This window comes from Streptomyces manipurensis (assembly GCF_049570255.1).
GTDB lineage: Bacteria > Actinomycetota > Actinomycetes > Streptomycetales > Streptomycetaceae > Streptomyces > Streptomyces manipurensis.
This window is the reverse complement of the sequence record NZ_CP186950.1, coordinates 5,450,369-5,465,287: the sequence shown is the minus strand read 5'-3', so window position 1 is coordinate 5,465,287 and position 14,919 is coordinate 5,450,369. Positions and strand designations below refer to the sequence as shown.

Genomic DNA, 14,919 nt, shown 5'->3' with positions numbered 1-14,919 from the left:
CCCCTGCCATTCGGTCCGGCTAGTACTCCGTGCGACTGCCGAAGGCACCGAGACGCGAACAGACCTCGTACGAAGCCGTCACGGGACGCTCCTCCAGGATCCGGCGGGCCCGGTACTCGCCCAGGCTCATGGCGTACCAGGGGACCTCGCCCGCCCTCGACATCTCGTCGTTGATCCCCCGCAGGGCACAGGACCGCTGGGGCTCGGGCAGCCGGTCCAGTGCGGGTACGGCGTCGGCCGACAGGGACTGGAAGTAGGCCAGGTCGATCTTCGCGTCCGCCTCGTAGCGGGCCGCGTTCCGTTCGGCGACCATCCCGTCCGGGGACATCAGGCCGAAGACCAGGACGGCGGCGGCCGCGCTGCCGGCGACCGCGCGCGGCAGCCAGCGCGCGCCGAACAGCCCGGCCGCCATGATCAGTACGATGACCAGCCCGAGCCAGAGTTCCATCGCGGCCACCGAGACGCGCAGCCTGGTCAGCCCGTACTCCTCGACGTAGAGGTCCATCCGGCGCAGCGCGGACGCGACGACGACCAGCGTCATCACGCACAGCACCCCGAGGACCGCCCGGACCAGCCGCCGGTCGCCCGCCCCGGCGCGCGGCGCCCAGCGCAGGGCCAGGGCGATCACCACGAGGGTGAGCAGGGTGGCCCAGAGGAGCTGCCAGAACCCCTGGCGGGCGTACTCGGCGTAGCCGAGGCCGGTGCTCTCCAGGACCTTGCGGTAGCCGCCGAACAGCACGGCCAGCTGCACGGCGTTGAAGCCGGCGAAGAGCAGGTTCAGCACGATGAGCGGAAGGGCCCATTCGACCCGGGAGCGGGGCTTCCCCGGGGAGACCGTGATCCGGTCCCAACGCAGGGGGGCCGCGGCGGTGCGGGCGGCGGCGAGCGCGAGGAACACACCGAGGACGAAGAGCATGAACCGGATGGGCCCGTCCTCGACCGACACGTCGGGCATCAGTCCGCCCAGGAGGTCGGCGAAGGCGGCGTCGGCGGAGGCGAAGAGCGCACCGAAGAGCACCAGCAGGACGAGGGCCACCGCGGTCGCCTTCGCCACCGGCAGCCAGCGGTCTTTGCCTGCGCCCCCGCGGGCGCGCAGGCCCTTGAGGAGCCAGGCGACGCCGGACACGGCCGAGTCGACGAAGCCGAGGGGGGCGAGCAGGACACCGGGCCAGGTCCGGCTGCCGTGCAGGGCGAGCGCGCCCAGCAGTACGGCGGCCAGGATCGCCAGCGCGGCCGGCCAGGCGGAGTCGCGCAGGGCAGGGATCACGAGGAGCGCGAGGCAGCCGATCGCCCAGGCCAGCGTCCAGGGACGGGCGCCGCGGCCGGCGGCCCGGGCGGCGACGTACGCGCCGACGACGGCGGGCACCACGACGAGGAGCAGGCCGGGCCCCATGCCGTCGCCGAGCAGCAGCGCGGCGGCGAGTCCGGTCGCGAGGACGGCGACGAGGGTGACGGTGCGGATCGGCGCCGCCTCGGCGGAGCGTACGAGCGTCGACCACGTGGGGCCGGTCGGCTGCGGCTGCCACGCCTGCCATCCGCCTGCGTGGGCCCCGGGCCGGGGCGGTTGTGCGGGCGAATTCCCGGTCGTGGCCCCTGTGTTGCCTGCGGCCTCGGGCTGGGCCTGTTCCGGCCCGCCTGTGTTGTCTGACATCGGGTTTCCCTCCCCTTCCGGCCGCCCCGGAGTTCCGGTCGGGGCGGCGTTGCGGACAGGGTAGGCCGGTCGCGGACAGTTTTGAACAGGATCAAAAGCATGCTGTGTCAGGACCGTGACAATCGAAACGTCATGAAAAGCGGGCGTCATGACCCCGCGTGGGCCCGGCCTTTGACCCATCGACTCATCGGCTCACCCGCCCATCCGCCCATCGGCCCGGACATGCGAACGCCCGCCGGGCGGTCCGTGATCGGACCGGCCGGCGGGCGGAGGAACGCAGGAGTGGGGGCTCGCTAGGCCACCGACTCCGGCAGCCAGGCGGGCAGCGCCTCGGTGCGGGCCAGCCAGGCCGCCGGCAGCACGTCGTCCCCGCGCGCGCCCAGCACCCCGCCGACGATGGCGCAGGTGGTGTCGACGTCCCCGCCCACCTGGGCCGTGGTCCAGAACGCCCGCTCGTAGTCGTCCAGCGCACGCGCCGCCGACCACAGGGCGAACGGCACGGTGTCATGGGCGCTCGTGCGCCTGCCGCAGCCCAGCACGGCGGCGACGGTGGTGGCGTCCCCGTAGTCCAGCATGTCCCGCGCGCGGCGCAGCCCGGCGCCGACCGCGCTGCGCGGCACCAGCGCGATCACCCCGTCCAGGAGGTCCTCGGCCTTCGGCGGCCCGTCCGGGGCCGCCGCCAGGGCCGCCGCGGCGGCCACGGCCATCGCCCCGCACACGGCCTCGCGGTGCTGGTGGGTGGTGTAGGAGGAGATCTCCGCCTGATGGGTGGCCTGCTCGGGGTCGTCGGCGTACCAGGCGCCCAACGGGGCGATGCGCATGGCGGCGCCGTTGCCCCAGGAGCCCTGCCCGTTGAAGAGTTCGGCGGCCAGCGTGCGCCAGTCCTCGCCCTCCCGCACCAGGCGCAGCATCCGGTTCACGGCAGGTCCGTAGCCCCGGTCGAAGTCGTGGTGGTGGGCGAAGGAGCCCGCGAGGGCGTCCTGGTCGATGCGGCCGTGCTCGGCCAGGACGGCGACGACCGAGCAGGCCATCTCGGTGTCGTCGGTCCACTGCCAGGTCCCGGTGCCGGACGGCAGTTCTCGCCGCTTGAGCAGCGGGTAGTTCACGGGGACGAAGTACTGGGAGCCGAGGGCGTCACCCAGCGCCAGCCCTCGGAGGCTGGCCATCGCGCGTGCGTAGCGCGGTTCGGGAGTGGAGTCAGGCGTCATCGCGGGTCACTTTAGCCGTCCAGGTCATAAGGCTCGGGTGTGGTCCAGCGCTCAAACGGGCGGTCCATCCGGTAGCGGCCGTCCGGACCCAGCAGGAGCATCCGGAATTCTCCGTTACCGGGATTGGACAGGGCTTCGAATTCGGCCACCGACCAGTGGAACCACCGCATGCAGAACAGCCGCATGGTCAACCCGTGCGTCACCAGCAGGACGTTCTGCGGATGGTCGGGGGCCTCGAAGCTACGGTAGAGGCTCTCCAGGAAGGAGCCGACCCGGTCGTACACGTCGGCCCCGGACTCGCCCTGCGCGAAGCGGTAGAAGAAGTGGCCGTAGGCGTCGCGGTACACCTTCTGCAGGCGCACGTCGTCCCGGTCCTGCCAGTTCCCCCAGTCCTGTTCGCGCAGCCTCGGCTCCTCGCGCACCCGGACCCGCGCCGGGTCCAGCCGCAGCTCCCGGAAGGTCTGCAGGGTCCGGCGGTAGGGGGAGACGTAGGCGCTGATGGTCTCGTTGCCGAAGAGGTCGCGCAGGCGCTCCCCGGTCGCGGACGCCTGCTCGCGGCCGGTCGGGGTCAGCCGCAGGGCGTGGTCGGGCTCCCGCTCGTACACCGTGTCGTCGGCGTTCCCCTCCGATTCCCCGTGCCGGACAAGGACGATGCGGCGTGGTCTGACCATTCCACGACCCTATTCGGCCATCCGCCGGCGGAACGACCGGGGCACGCCGGTCACCGCGAGGTCGGTCGTACGGTCATACCGTCCAGGAGGGTTCGAGGTCCACGACGTCCCCGGTGAGGGCCTCGACGTCGGCCTGGATCTGGGCGCGCAGGGAGAGCCTCTCGACCCGCTCCTGCCGGTACTTGCCGTGCTCGGCGGCGGCGTGCCACATGGAGAGGACGAGGAACTCCCGGCCGGGCGCCTCGCCGAAGAGGCCCCTGACCATGCCGGGCGAGCCCGCCATGGCCGGATTCCACACCTTCTCCTGCATGAGGGCGAAGTGCTCGACCCGGCCTTCGCGGACACGTGTGTGCGCGACCCGTACGACGTCGGCGTCGGTGAACCTCGGCTCGAAGCCCGTCTTCACGTCGAAGCGGTGGTCGAAGAGGGTCGTCCGGAGGTCCGTGTAGGTGCCGTTCTGGGCGGCGGCCAGCCGGTCGTGCGAGCGCGCCATGAAGGAGTCGTAGAACGACCGGCTCTCCCAGAACGCGAAGACATGCGCCACCCCCTGCCTGCCCCGGCTCCAACCGCCACCCTGCCCCCTGAACCCCGGCTCGCCGGGCAGCCCCGCCCATTTTCGCTGTCCGCGCTCGAACCCGCGTCGGTCCGTCACCGTGCAGCGAATCCACTTGACCAGCACGGCGCCATCGTACGGGCCGGGCGCGGCCACGGTCAGTCCTCGGCGGAGTAGATCCCCACCAGTTCCGCTGCGTCCCGATCGGACAGCCGAAGACCGAACTCCCGATCGAGTACGTCGAGGAGTTCCTCCTCGGCCACGGGCCGCCGGACCGTCCGGCCGTCCGGGTGCAGCAGGGCGAGTTCCCGCCCGACCAGGGCCCGGCGGACCTCGTCGCCCGGGCGCTGGACGACGAGGCGGCCGACGAAGGAGGACAGGGGGTGGCCGGAGCTGTAGTGGTTCAGGACGACGTAGTCGACGGGGTGGTACCGCTGCGGGGAGAAGGCGTACAGGTCCCGCCACGCACCCTCGCGTCGGAGGCAGAGCACGAGGATTCCGTCCGGCTCTTCGCGGACGCGGTACGTCCACTTCCCTTGCCTCACCTCTACGCCGGTCTCCCCCAGCGGAACGGGCTCGCGGGGGCCCTGGTGGCCGAACCCCGCGTCGCACAGCCAGGGTTCGCCGTCGACGGTGACGACGAGGACGGCATGGGTCACCGCCGTCGGGGCGTCCCCGCGGGTGCGGTTGCGGGCACCCCGCCCGGACACCTCGAAGCCGATCCGCTCCAGGGCGGCGGCCAGCAGCGAATTCTGCTCGTAGCAGTAGCCACCGCGGCGGCCGTGCACGAGCTTCTCCTCGACCGACCGGAGGTCCAGCGCGACGGGGCGGCCGAGCAGGACGTCCAGGCTCTCGAAGGTGATGGCGGCGGTGTGGGCACGGTGCACTGCGTACAACGTGGCGAGGTCCGGACGGAGTTCCCGGTCCGGCCGGGCTTCCTCCCCGTATCCGATCCGCGCCAGGTACGCGTCCAGGTCCAGCTGGTCACCGCTCCACATGGTTCTCCCCTTCTCCGCCGCTCCCCCGGCGCGGTCCGCGCCCCCGCATCATGATCGCCGAGACCCTGGCGCGGCCGCCGGGTGCCCGGGCACGGCGAAGGGCACCGGCTACTGGCCGGTGCCCTTCGTCCTACTGCCGTGCGCTCACCGGCGCGGACCGCGCCGGGGCCTCAGCTCAGCTGCAGCCGCTGGTGGAGCCGCAGCCCTCGCAGATGTAGCAGGAGCCGGCGCGCTGCATCTTCGTGCCGCAGGAGAAGCACAGCGGGGCGTCCGCGGAGACACCGAGCTGCATCTCGACCAGTTCGGCGCTGCTGTGCGCGGCCTTGCGGTCGGCGGCCGGGATCACGGCCGGAGCCACCTTGGGCACCGACGGGACGGCCGTGAGCGGAGCGGACTGGGCCAGCGCCTCGGTGTCCAGCTCCTCCTCGAGGGGCTCGTAGGAGCCGGTCTCCAGGTGGCGCTGGCGCTCCTCGGCGGTGTGGATGCCGAGGGCCGAGCGGGTCTCGAAGGGCAGGAAGTCCAGCGCCAGGCGGCGGAAGATGTAGTCGACGATCGACTGCGCCATCCGCACGTCCGGGTCGTCGGTCATGCCGGCCGGCTCGAAGCGCATGTTCGTGAACTTGGAGACGTAGGTCTCCAGCGGGACGCCGTACTGCAGTCCGACCGACACGGCGATGGAGAAGGCATCCATCATGCCCGCGAGGGTCGAGCCCTGCTTGGACATCTTCAGGAAGACCTCGCCCAGGCCGTCGTCCGGGTAGGAGTTCGCGGTCATGTAGCCCTCGGCGCCGCCCACGGTGAAGGAGGTGGTGATGCCCGGGCGGCCCTTGGGGAGGCGCTTGCGGACGGGGCGGTACTCGATGACCTTCTCGACGGCCGCGCGGATGGTGTCCTCCGCCTTGGCGGTGACCTCCTCCTTCTCCTCTTCCTTCTTCTTGGCGGAGAGGGGCTGGCCGACCTTGCAGTTGTCGCGGTAGATCGCGAGCGCCTTGACGCCCATCTTCCACGCCTCGAAGTAGATCTCCTCGATCTCCTCGACGGTCGCCGACTCCGGCATGTTGACCGTCTTCGAGATCGCGCCGGAGATCCAGGGCTGGATGGCGGCCATCATGCGGACGTGGCCCATCGCCGAGATGGAACGCTCGCCCATCGCGCAGTCAAAGACCTCGTAGTGCTCGGTCTTCAGGCCCGGGGCGTCCACGACGACACCGTGCTCGGCGATGTGGGAGACGATCGCCTCGATCTGCTCCTCCTGGTAGCCCAGGCGGCGCAGGGCCTGCGGGACGGTGCCGTTGACGATCTGCATCGAGCCGCCGCCGACGAGCTTCTTGAACTTGACCAGGGCCAGGTCCGGCTCGACACCGGTGGTGTCGCAGGACATCGCGAGACCGATGGTGCCGGTCGGCGCGAGGACGGAGGCCTGGGAGTTGCGGAAGCCGTTCTTCTCGCCCAGGCGCAGGACGTCCTGCCAGGCCTCGGTGGCGGCAGCCCAGATCGCATTGTCCAGGTCCTGGGTGCGCGGCGCGGTGGCGTTGGCGTCCGCGTGCTGCTTCATGACGCGCTTGTGGGCGTCGGCGTTGCGGGCGTAGCCGTCGTACGGGCCGACGATGGCGGCCAGCTCGGCGGAGCGCTTGTACGCGGTGCCGGTCATCAGGGAGGTGATCGACGCGGCGAGCGTGCGGCCGCCGTCCGAGTCGTAGGCGTGGCCGGTCGCCATGAGCAGGGCGCCGAGGTTGGCGTAGCCGATGCCGAGCTGGCGGAAGGCGCGGGTGTTCTCGCCGATCTTCTGGGTCGGGAAGTCCGCGAAGCAGATGGAGATGTCCATCGCGGTGATGACGAGCTCGACGACCTTGGCGAAGCGCTCGGCGTCGAAGGACTGGTCGCCCTTGCCGTCGTCGTTCAGGAACTTCATCAGGTTGAGCGAGGCGAGGTTGCAGGACGTGTTGTCCAGGTGCATGTACTCGCTGCACGGGTTCGACGCGGTGATGCGGCCGGACTCGGGGCAGGTGTGCCAGTTGTTGATCACACCGTCGTACTGGATGCCCGGGTCGGCGCAGGCCCACGCGGCCTCGGCGAGCTTGCGGAAGAGCGCCTTGGCGTCGACCTTCTCGATGACCTCGCCGGACATGCGGGCGCGCAGGCCGAACTCGGTGCCGTTCTCGACGGCCGTCATGAACTCGTCGTTCACCCGGACGGAGTTGTTGGCGTTCTGGTACTGGACGGACGTGATGTCGTCGCCGCCCAGGTCCATGTCGAAGCCCGCGTCGCGCAGGGCGCGGATCTTCTCCTCCTCCTTCACCTTGGTCTCGATGAAGGCCTCGACGTCCGGGTGGTCCACGTCCAGGACGACCATCTTGGCCGCACGGCGGGTGGCGCCGCCCGACTTGATCGTTCCGGCGGACGCGTCGGCGCCGCGCATGAAGGAGACCGGGCCGGAGGCGTTGCCGCCGGAGGACAGGAGCTCCTTGGAGGAGCGGATGCGGGAGAGGTTCAGGCCGGCTCCGGAGCCGCCCTTGAAGATCATGCCCTCTTCCTTGTACCAGTCGAGGATGGACTCCATGGAGTCGTCGACGGACAGGATGAAGCAGGCGGAGACCTGCTGCGGCTGGGGCGTGCCGACGTTGAACCACACCGGGGAGTTGAAGCTGAAGATCTGGTGGAGCAGGGCGTAGGTCAGCTCGTGCTCGAAGATCTCCGCGTCGGCGGGCGACGCGAAGTAGTCGTGGTCCTCGCCGGCCTTGGTGTAGGTCTTCACGATCCGGTCGATCAGCTGCTTCAGACCGGTCTCGCGCTGCGGGGTGCCGACGGCGCCGCGGAAGTACTTGCTGGTCACGATGTTGACGGCGTTCACCGACCAGAAGTCGGGGAACTCGACCCCGCGCTGCTCGAAGTTGACCGAGCCGTCGCGCCAGTTGGTCATGACGACGTCGCGGAGCTCCCAGCTCACCTCGTCGTAGGGGTGCACGCCCGGGGTGGTGTGGATGCGCTCGATACGCAGGCCGCCCTTGGCAGCCTTGGTCCCCTTGGCGCGGGAACCACGTGCCGAGCTGCTCGCCGTCTCTGTCATGCCGCTTCCTCCCATATGCGGGCAAAAACGCCCTAAAGTGCCAGCGTTATTCCGTGGCACGGTGCTGTGTATCTGTTTCTACGTTTCTTCGCTCGACTACCCGGAGGCCGTGTCGCGCCGGCGTGGCTCCCGGCGCGACGAGGTCCGCCCGGTCAGTCGGCGGCGGAGGCGGGCACGGGGACCGCAACGGTCGCGCCGGGCTCGCGCTCTTCACAGTGAGGCCGCCGCTCGCGCAGTTCCGCGATGGCGGTCTCGAAGTCTTCAAGGGTGTCGAACGCTTTGTAGACGGACGCGAAGCGCAGGTACGCGACGAGGTCGAGTTCCTGCAGCGGGCCGAGGATGGCCAGACCCACGTCGTGGGTGGTCAGCTCGGCACTCCCGGTGGCGCGCACCGCCTCCTCGACCCGCTGGCCGAGCTTGGCGAGGGCGTCCTCGGTGACCGGCCGCCCCTGGCACGCCTTGCGCACGCCGGAGATGACCTTGGTACGACTGAAGGGTTCGGTCACCCCGCTGCGCTTGATCACCATCAGCGAGGCCGTCTCCACCGTCGTGAAGCGACGGGAGCAGTCGGGGCACTGGCGGCGTCTGCGGATCGACGTGCCGTCGTCGGTGGTGCGGCTGTCGACGACGCGGCTGTCGGGGTGCCTGCAGAAGGGGCAGTGCATGGTTCCCTCACCCTCCCTCTTGGCACGACTGAATCACCCCGCGGAAACCCTCGACGACGGAGACGGGCTCTGTCGGGGGGCTCTCGGAGCAGCCACCAGCATATGCGATCCCAGGAGCCTCGTAGGACCCGGGGACCACAACTTCTGGGTGGCGCCGCTCATCCAACCACTAGATCTTGGGTTGTGGTGGATTTGGCCGCCTCTGCGTGTCGCAGCGTCCGGTACCCGGATAGGGGGCCCCGTGGTGCCACACTGGACGCAGGACCCGAGGGCGGCGACCCGATCGGGAAGGGTACCGTAAGCGGCGGCCGCAGAGCCGAACCCGTGTTCGCCCGCCCAATCGTCCATACACCCCCCAACTTGCCCACGCAGGGCGATCTGCGTTTTTTCACTCGAACGTGTGTTTGGCGCAACCTTTCGAAAGCAACTACCGTTGTCCAGCTAGGGAGAACATTTCGAGAGGGGCCGACGTGACCACCACAGCAGACAGTGCCACCATCACTGCCCAGAACCGCTCCCAGAGCCGACTCGATCCGGTGCATGCCATGAACGACGCAAACCTGAACCCGGATGCGGAGGCCGCAGTGCGCCCCGCACGCTCGCTGCCAGGTCGACCTCCAGGCATCCGCGCCGACAGCTCCGGACTCACCGACCGGCAGCGCAGGGTCATCGAAGTCATCCGCGACTCCGTGCAGCGTCGCGGCTACCCACCGTCGATGCGGGAGATCGGTCAGGCCGTCGGCCTGTCGAGCACCTCGTCGGTCGCCCACCAGCTGATGGCCCTGGAGCGCAAGGGCTTCCTGCGTCGCGACCCGCACCGCCCCCGGGCCTACGAGGTCCGCGGCTCCGACCAGCCGAGCTCGCAGCCCACGGACACCACCGGCAAGCCCGCCGCCTCGTACGTGCCCCTGGTCGGCCGGATCGCGGCCGGCGGCCCGATCCTCGCCGAGGAGTCGGTCGAGGACGTATTCCCCCTCCCCCGCCAGCTCGTCGGCGACGGTGAGCTCTTCGTCCTCAAGGTCGTCGGCGACTCCATGATCGAGGCCGCCATCTGCGACGGCGACTGGGTCACGGTCCGTCGTCAGCCCGTCGCGGAGAACGGCGACATCGTTGCCGCCATGCTGGACGGCGAGGCCACGGTCAAGCGCTTCAAGCGCGAGGACGGCCACGTCTGGCTGCTCCCGCACAACGCCGCCTACCAGCCGATCCCGGGCGACGAGGCCACCATCCTCGGCAAGGTCGTCGCCGTACTGCGCCGGGTCTGATCCCGCCGCCCCCAGTCAGCCCCCGGGACCCACTGCGCCGGTCTCGGGGGTTGCTTCATGCCCTCTGCGGGGGTGTGGCGGGCCCGCACCGGGCCGGCAGCCGGGTCCTCTGCTTCTACGCGCCGTCCGCCTTGGCCGCCGCGTCGATGGCGGCGAGGGAGCGACGGGCCTGGTTACGGTCCGTCGTGTACCAGAAGTCCGGCAGGGTGGCCCGCAGGAAGCTGCCGTAGCGCGCGGTCGCCAGCCTGGGGTCCAGTACGGCGACGACTCCCTTGTCACCCGTGGCGCGGACGAGACGGCCCGCCCCCTGAGCCATCAGCAGGGCGGCGTGGGTGGCCGCGACCGCCATGAAGCCGTTGCCGCCGTGTTCCTCCACCGACTTCTGGCGCGCGCTCATCAGCGGGTCGTCGGGGCGGGGGAAGGGGATGCGGTCCATGACCACGAGCTGGCAGCTGGGACCGGGCACGTCCACGCCCTGCCACAGCGACAGCGTCCCGAACAGGCAGGTCTTCGGGTCGGCGGCGAAGTTCTTGATCAGCTCGCCGAGCGTCTCCTCGCCCTGGAGCAGGATCGGGTTGTCGAGCCGGCCGCGCAGCTCCTCGGCCGCCGCCTTGGCGCCGCGCATCGAGGAGAAGAGCCCGAGGGTCCGGCCGCCCGCCGCCTCGATCAGCTCGGCGAGCTCGTCCATCATGTCGCCGCGGGTGCCCTCGCGGCCCGGCGTGGCCAGGTGCTTGGCGACGTAGAGGATGCCCTGCTTCGGGTAGTCGAACGGCGAGCCGACGTCCAGGCCCTTCCACGGCGGCACGTCGTCCCCCTCGACCCCTTCCGGGGACAGGCCCAAGGAGGCCGCCACCCCGTTGAAGTCGCCGCCGATCTTGAGGGTGGCCGAGGTGAGGACCACGGCCCGGTCCTCGAACAGCTTCTCGCGGAGCAGACCCGACACCGAGAGCGGCGCGACGCGGAGCGTGGCACCGAAGCGGTCGTGGCGCTCGTACCAGACGACGTCGTACTCGGACCCGATGGTGATCCGCTCGGCCACGGCATGGATGTTCTCCACGGCGGCCAGGGCCTGCTTGCGGACGGCGTCCTCGTCCTGGACGGACTTGTCGCGGGTGGCACCGATCGCCGAGATGACGTTGCGGGCCGCGTCCCTGAGGATCATCAAGGCGTAGCCGAGGTCCTCCGGGACGACCTCCAGCCGGCCCGGGAGCGCGAGCTCCATGACCCGCTCGAAGGACTCGGAGGCGGTCTGGAGGGAGTCGGCCGTCTTCTCGTCGACCAGTTTGGCGGCGCGCTTCACGGCGCGGTTGACCTGCCCGGGGGTGAGCTCGCCGGTGGCGACCCCGGTCACCCGGGAGACCAGCTCGTGGGCTTCGTCCACGATCAGCACCTCGTGCTGCGGGAGGACGGGAGCGCCCTCGATGGCGTCGATGGCGAGCAGCGCGTGGTTGGTGACGACGACGTCCGCGAGCTTCGCCCGCTCCCGTGCCGCCTCCGCGAAGCACTCGGCTCCGTAGGCGCACTTCGTCGCGCCCAGGCACTCGCGGGAGGAGACGGAGATCTGGGACCAGGCCTTGTCCGAGACGCCCGGAGTCAGATCGTCGCGGTCGCCGGTCTCCGTCTCGTCGGCCCAGTCGCGCAGGCGCAGCAGGTCCTGGCCGAGCTTGCTGCTGGGGGCGGCCGCTTCGAACTGGTCGAAGAGGCCTTCCTCCTCGTCCTGCGGGGCCCCTTCGTGCAGGCGGTGCAGGCACAGGTAGTTGGATCGTCCCTTGAGCATGGCGAACTGCGGGCGGCGGCGCAGCTGCGGGTGCAGCGCGTCCACCGTCCGGGGCAGGTCCCGCTCGACGAGCTGCCGCTGGAGTGCGAGGGTCGCGGTGGCCACGACCACGCGCTCGCCGTGGGCGAGGGCCGGGACCAGGTAGCCGAGGGACTTACCGGTGCCGGTGCCCGCCTGGATCAGCCGGTGGGAGTTGTCGTCGATCGCTTCGGCGACGGCTTCGGCCATGGCCACCTGGCCGGGGCGCTCCGTGCCGCCGACGGCGGAGACGGCGGCGTGCAGCAGGTCGGGGAGGGAGGGCTTCGTCATAGCACTGCCAACCCTACGGGTCCCCACTGACAGCGGGAGCACACCGCCGGGAATTCACGGCCGGTGCAGAGGATTGGGCACGGTGCCGTGCTGGACGGCGTGGGGGCGGTCCGGGCGGTCGCGGTAGCCGTCCTCGTAGAGCCGGTTCCTGTTCAGGCAGAGCCGTCCGATGCGTTCCCCGAGCAGGTCGAAGAGCGCGTAGCGCTCCTTGAGCTCGGGGAAGCGGGCCTGATGTCGCAGGATCTCCGCCCGCACGAGGGACCAGAAGTCGTCCTCCGGTACGCCGAGGCGGTCCTCGCACAGCGCCGAGAGGTAGCGGAAGACCCCGACGAAGAGACCGGAGTGGATGAACTGCGGCAGGAAGTCCGCCGGCTCGGTGAGCAGGACGGCGCGGACCTCGTCGGGCAGGGAGTCCAGCTCGGGGAGCGGTTCGTCGCTGATGTTGACGTCGTCCACGAAGTCCTTGATCGCGAGGCGGACCGGGACGTCCCGCTCGTCGAAGATCACGACGGCGTTCTCCCCGTGCGGGGAGAAGACGGTGCCGTAACGGTAGAGGAAGTGGAGCAGGGGCGGCAGGACGGCGGCGAAGAGGTGCTGCAGCCACACCGCCGGAGCCAGTCCGGAGCGGGCCACGAGTTCGGCGGTGAAGGAGCGGCCGCGCGGGTCGGTGTGGAGGAGTGAGGCGAGCGTCCGGGCCCGCTCCCCCGGGTCGAGGAGGCCGGTGAGGGGCTGCCGCCAGATCGCGCCGAGGAGTTCCTTGTACTGGTAGGGGACCTCGGGGAGCCGGTCGTACACGGGATGGCGGACGGTGACGGAGGCGACCTCGCCGAGGAGGATCACCCGGCATTCGTCTCTGAGGAAGGGGTCGGCGTCGCGGAGGGAGTGGATCCAGGCCGTGACGGCGGGCGCGGCGAGGGCGAGGTCGGAGGGCAGCCCGCGCCAGACCATCGTGTTGAAGACGGAGAGGGGCAGCTTGACGCTGTGCCGGTCGGGACGGCTGACGTTGAGGAACGTGCGGATCGACTGCTGGGGCAGGCGTTCGTCCGGGTCGGCGGGGAGCGGCACCAGGTCGCCGGAGGCGAGTGCGGGCGCGAAGAGCGGCACCACGACCTCGTCCCACTGCCAGGGGTGGACCGGGAAGTAGAGGTAGCGCAGCGGGTCGAGTCCGCGCTCGCGCAGGGTCCGGTCGTAGGCGGCCCGGGTGACGGGGTCGAGCTCGGCGGAGTACAGGCGTGCGGGCTCCTCCAGCCCGGCGGTGCCGCGGTAGGCCGCGAGTGAGGTGTGGGCGGCGAGCCACGGAAGCCGCTGCCGGTTGCGTGCCTCGGGGGCCCAGGTCGCGGCGTCGGAGGCGGAGAATCCGATGCGGCCCTTGTTGAGGACGAGCCAGGGGTGGCCGCTCTGGTGACCTTCGAGAGCCGCGTAGTCGAGGTCGGCGAGGATGTCGGCGGTCAGGGCTGTGTGGTCGATACGGGCATCGGCGGCGAGGGTGGAGCTGAGCTCGCGGACGAGGTGGCCGAGGGTGGCGCCGTCGAGGCGGAGCAGTCGGCGCGCGCGGACGAGGAAGGCGTACGGGTCTCCGAACGACGCGGCGGCGGGGGTGGGCGTGGTGGATGGGGCGGGGGGATACGGGGTGGGCCGGGGCGTCGTCGGCGGGGTGAGGGTGATGGACTCCGGCACGACGTGCCAGCTGCCGTAGGCACGGCGGCGGGCCCGGAAGCCGAGGCTGCTGCCGTCGTCCAGGGTGAGGGTCCAGGCGTCGCCGGCGAATGCGGGGGCCGGTACAGGGGTGACGATCTCCTCGTAGGCGAACTCGGCGAGCATCTTGGCGAGCAGCCTGCGGCAGACGGAGTCCCAGGTCGCGGGGGTGTATTCGGGTGGGGTGCCGGGGTGCTGGGGCGACGTCGGCAGGATGGGTTCTTTCGGGTCGTGAGGCACGGGGAAGTTCGTCACGGGAATCCTCCAAGCCCGGGAACTTTGCTGCGCGACGCAGAGTTTCAGGAGGGAGAGGTGCGGAGCGGCACCTGGTTCGGAGCTTCGCGGGGCGGCCCTCAGAGGAGGTTGCGCAGCGCCCGCTCCCGGATCATCAGAGCGGCGCGCTTCTCGGGAAGGTCGATTTCCGCGTGCCAGCGGAAGCCGGAGTTCAGGAAGGCCGATACGGAGGGGGTGTTGCGGATGTCCGGTTCGGCGATGACGCGTGTACAGCGGGGTCGGTTGCCGAGGACCAGGTCGGTGACGGCGCGCAGGAGTGCCGTGCCCAGCCCGCGGCCGCGGTTCGTCCCGTCTCCGATCAGCAGGTGGATACCGGTGTCGTGGGGGCGCGCCGGGTAGTGGCGGGAGAGCGGGTCGAGGTCGGCCCGGTAGATCTCCCAGTAGCTCATCGGTGTGCCGTCGAGGATGCCGAGGCAGGGGATGCTGCTGCTGTCTCCGTCGAGTTGTGACCGCAGGTGGTCGGCGGTGACCGTCGCGGGGCCGGCCAGTTCCCAGTAGGCGGCCACGTCGGGGTCGTTCATCCAGCCGGTGAGGAGCCCGAGGTCACGGCCCGGTCGTACGGGTTCGAGGCGGAAGGGGCCGGCGGGTGTGGGCACGCTGCCCCAGGTGGCGGGCGAGTCCAGCAGGTCCGCCTCGGCCAGGAGCGGCAACAGGTCCGCGTTGAGGTGCTGTTCGGCGGTGCTGCGCGGGGCGTCGAGTGAGTCCAGGGTGTCGAGGTCGGAGCCTGCGGCGTAGGTGGCGGTGTCCATGAAGCGCATCGGGGTTC

General features: G+C 70.8%; 11 protein-coding genes. 1 reads left to right on the top strand and 10 read right to left on the bottom strand.

What is annotated here, in order from left to right; translation table 11 throughout:
- Positions 1-19: 19 nt before the first annotated feature.
- From ACPU2J_RS25285 to nrdR, 7 genes are all read right to left on the bottom strand, one after another.
- Positions 20-1,651, bottom strand: coding sequence for a DUF4153 domain-containing protein (locus ACPU2J_RS25285; protein WP_420079392.1), 1,632 nt, complete (start codon positions 1,649-1,651; stop codon positions 20-22).
- A gap of 293 nt (positions 1,652-1,944) precedes the next feature.
- Entirely contained in the window at positions 1,945-2,859 is a 915-nt protein-coding gene (locus ACPU2J_RS25280) for an ADP-ribosylglycohydrolase family protein (protein ID WP_420079393.1), read from the bottom strand.
- 11 nt (positions 2,860-2,870) lie between these two features.
- A complete protein-coding gene (locus ACPU2J_RS25275) occupies positions 2,871-3,530 on the bottom strand; it encodes a histidine phosphatase family protein (protein ID WP_361589414.1) in 660 nt (219 codons plus the stop codon).
- Between the two features lie 73 nt (positions 3,531-3,603).
- Positions 3,604-4,209 carry a YdbC family protein gene (locus ACPU2J_RS25270; protein WP_361589417.1) on the bottom strand — a complete coding sequence of 202 codons (606 nt, stop codon included), beginning with the start codon at positions 4,207-4,209 and terminating at the stop codon, positions 3,604-3,606.
- A gap of 32 nt (positions 4,210-4,241) precedes the next feature.
- Entirely contained in the window at positions 4,242-5,081 is an 840-nt protein-coding gene (locus ACPU2J_RS25265; RefSeq protein ID WP_420079394.1) for an arylamine N-acetyltransferase family protein, read from the bottom strand.
- 175 nt (positions 5,082-5,256) lie between these two features.
- On the bottom strand, positions 5,257-8,148 hold the full coding sequence (locus ACPU2J_RS25260; protein WP_420079395.1) for a vitamin B12-dependent ribonucleotide reductase: 2,892 nt from the start codon (positions 8,146-8,148) through the stop codon (positions 5,257-5,259).
- 152 nt (positions 8,149-8,300) lie between these two features.
- Entirely contained in the window at positions 8,301-8,813 is a 513-nt protein-coding gene (nrdR, locus tag ACPU2J_RS25255; RefSeq protein WP_365077860.1) for a transcriptional regulator NrdR, read from the bottom strand.
- A 470-nt stretch (positions 8,814-9,283) separates the two neighbouring features.
- Here nrdR and lexA point away from each other — a divergent pair, with 470 nt between their 5' ends.
- Positions 9,284-10,078 carry a transcriptional repressor LexA gene (gene lexA / locus ACPU2J_RS25250; protein WP_361589427.1) on the top strand — a complete coding sequence of 265 codons (795 nt, stop codon included), beginning with the start codon at positions 9,284-9,286 and terminating at the stop codon, positions 10,076-10,078.
- A gap of 115 nt (positions 10,079-10,193) precedes the next feature.
- On the opposite strand, the gene ACPU2J_RS25245 is transcribed toward lexA, so the two are convergent.
- The 3 genes from ACPU2J_RS25245 to ACPU2J_RS25235 all read right to left on the bottom strand — a co-directional run bounded on the left by ACPU2J_RS25245 (position 10,194) and on the right by ACPU2J_RS25235 (position 14,911).
- Positions 10,194-12,164: an ATP-dependent DNA helicase gene (locus ACPU2J_RS25245; RefSeq protein ID WP_361589430.1), complete on the bottom strand. Its 1,971-nt coding sequence runs from the start codon at positions 12,162-12,164 to the stop codon at positions 10,194-10,196.
- 54 nt (positions 12,165-12,218) lie between these two features.
- Positions 12,219-14,114: an IucA/IucC family protein gene (locus tag ACPU2J_RS25240; protein ID WP_423834034.1), complete on the bottom strand. Its 1,896-nt coding sequence runs from the start codon at positions 14,112-14,114 to the stop codon at positions 12,219-12,221.
- A 98-nt stretch (positions 14,115-14,212) separates the two neighbouring features.
- A complete protein-coding gene (locus ACPU2J_RS25235; protein WP_365077856.1) occupies positions 14,213-14,911 on the bottom strand; it encodes a GNAT family N-acetyltransferase in 699 nt (232 codons plus the stop codon).
- Between the last annotated feature and the right edge of the window lie 8 nt (positions 14,912-14,919).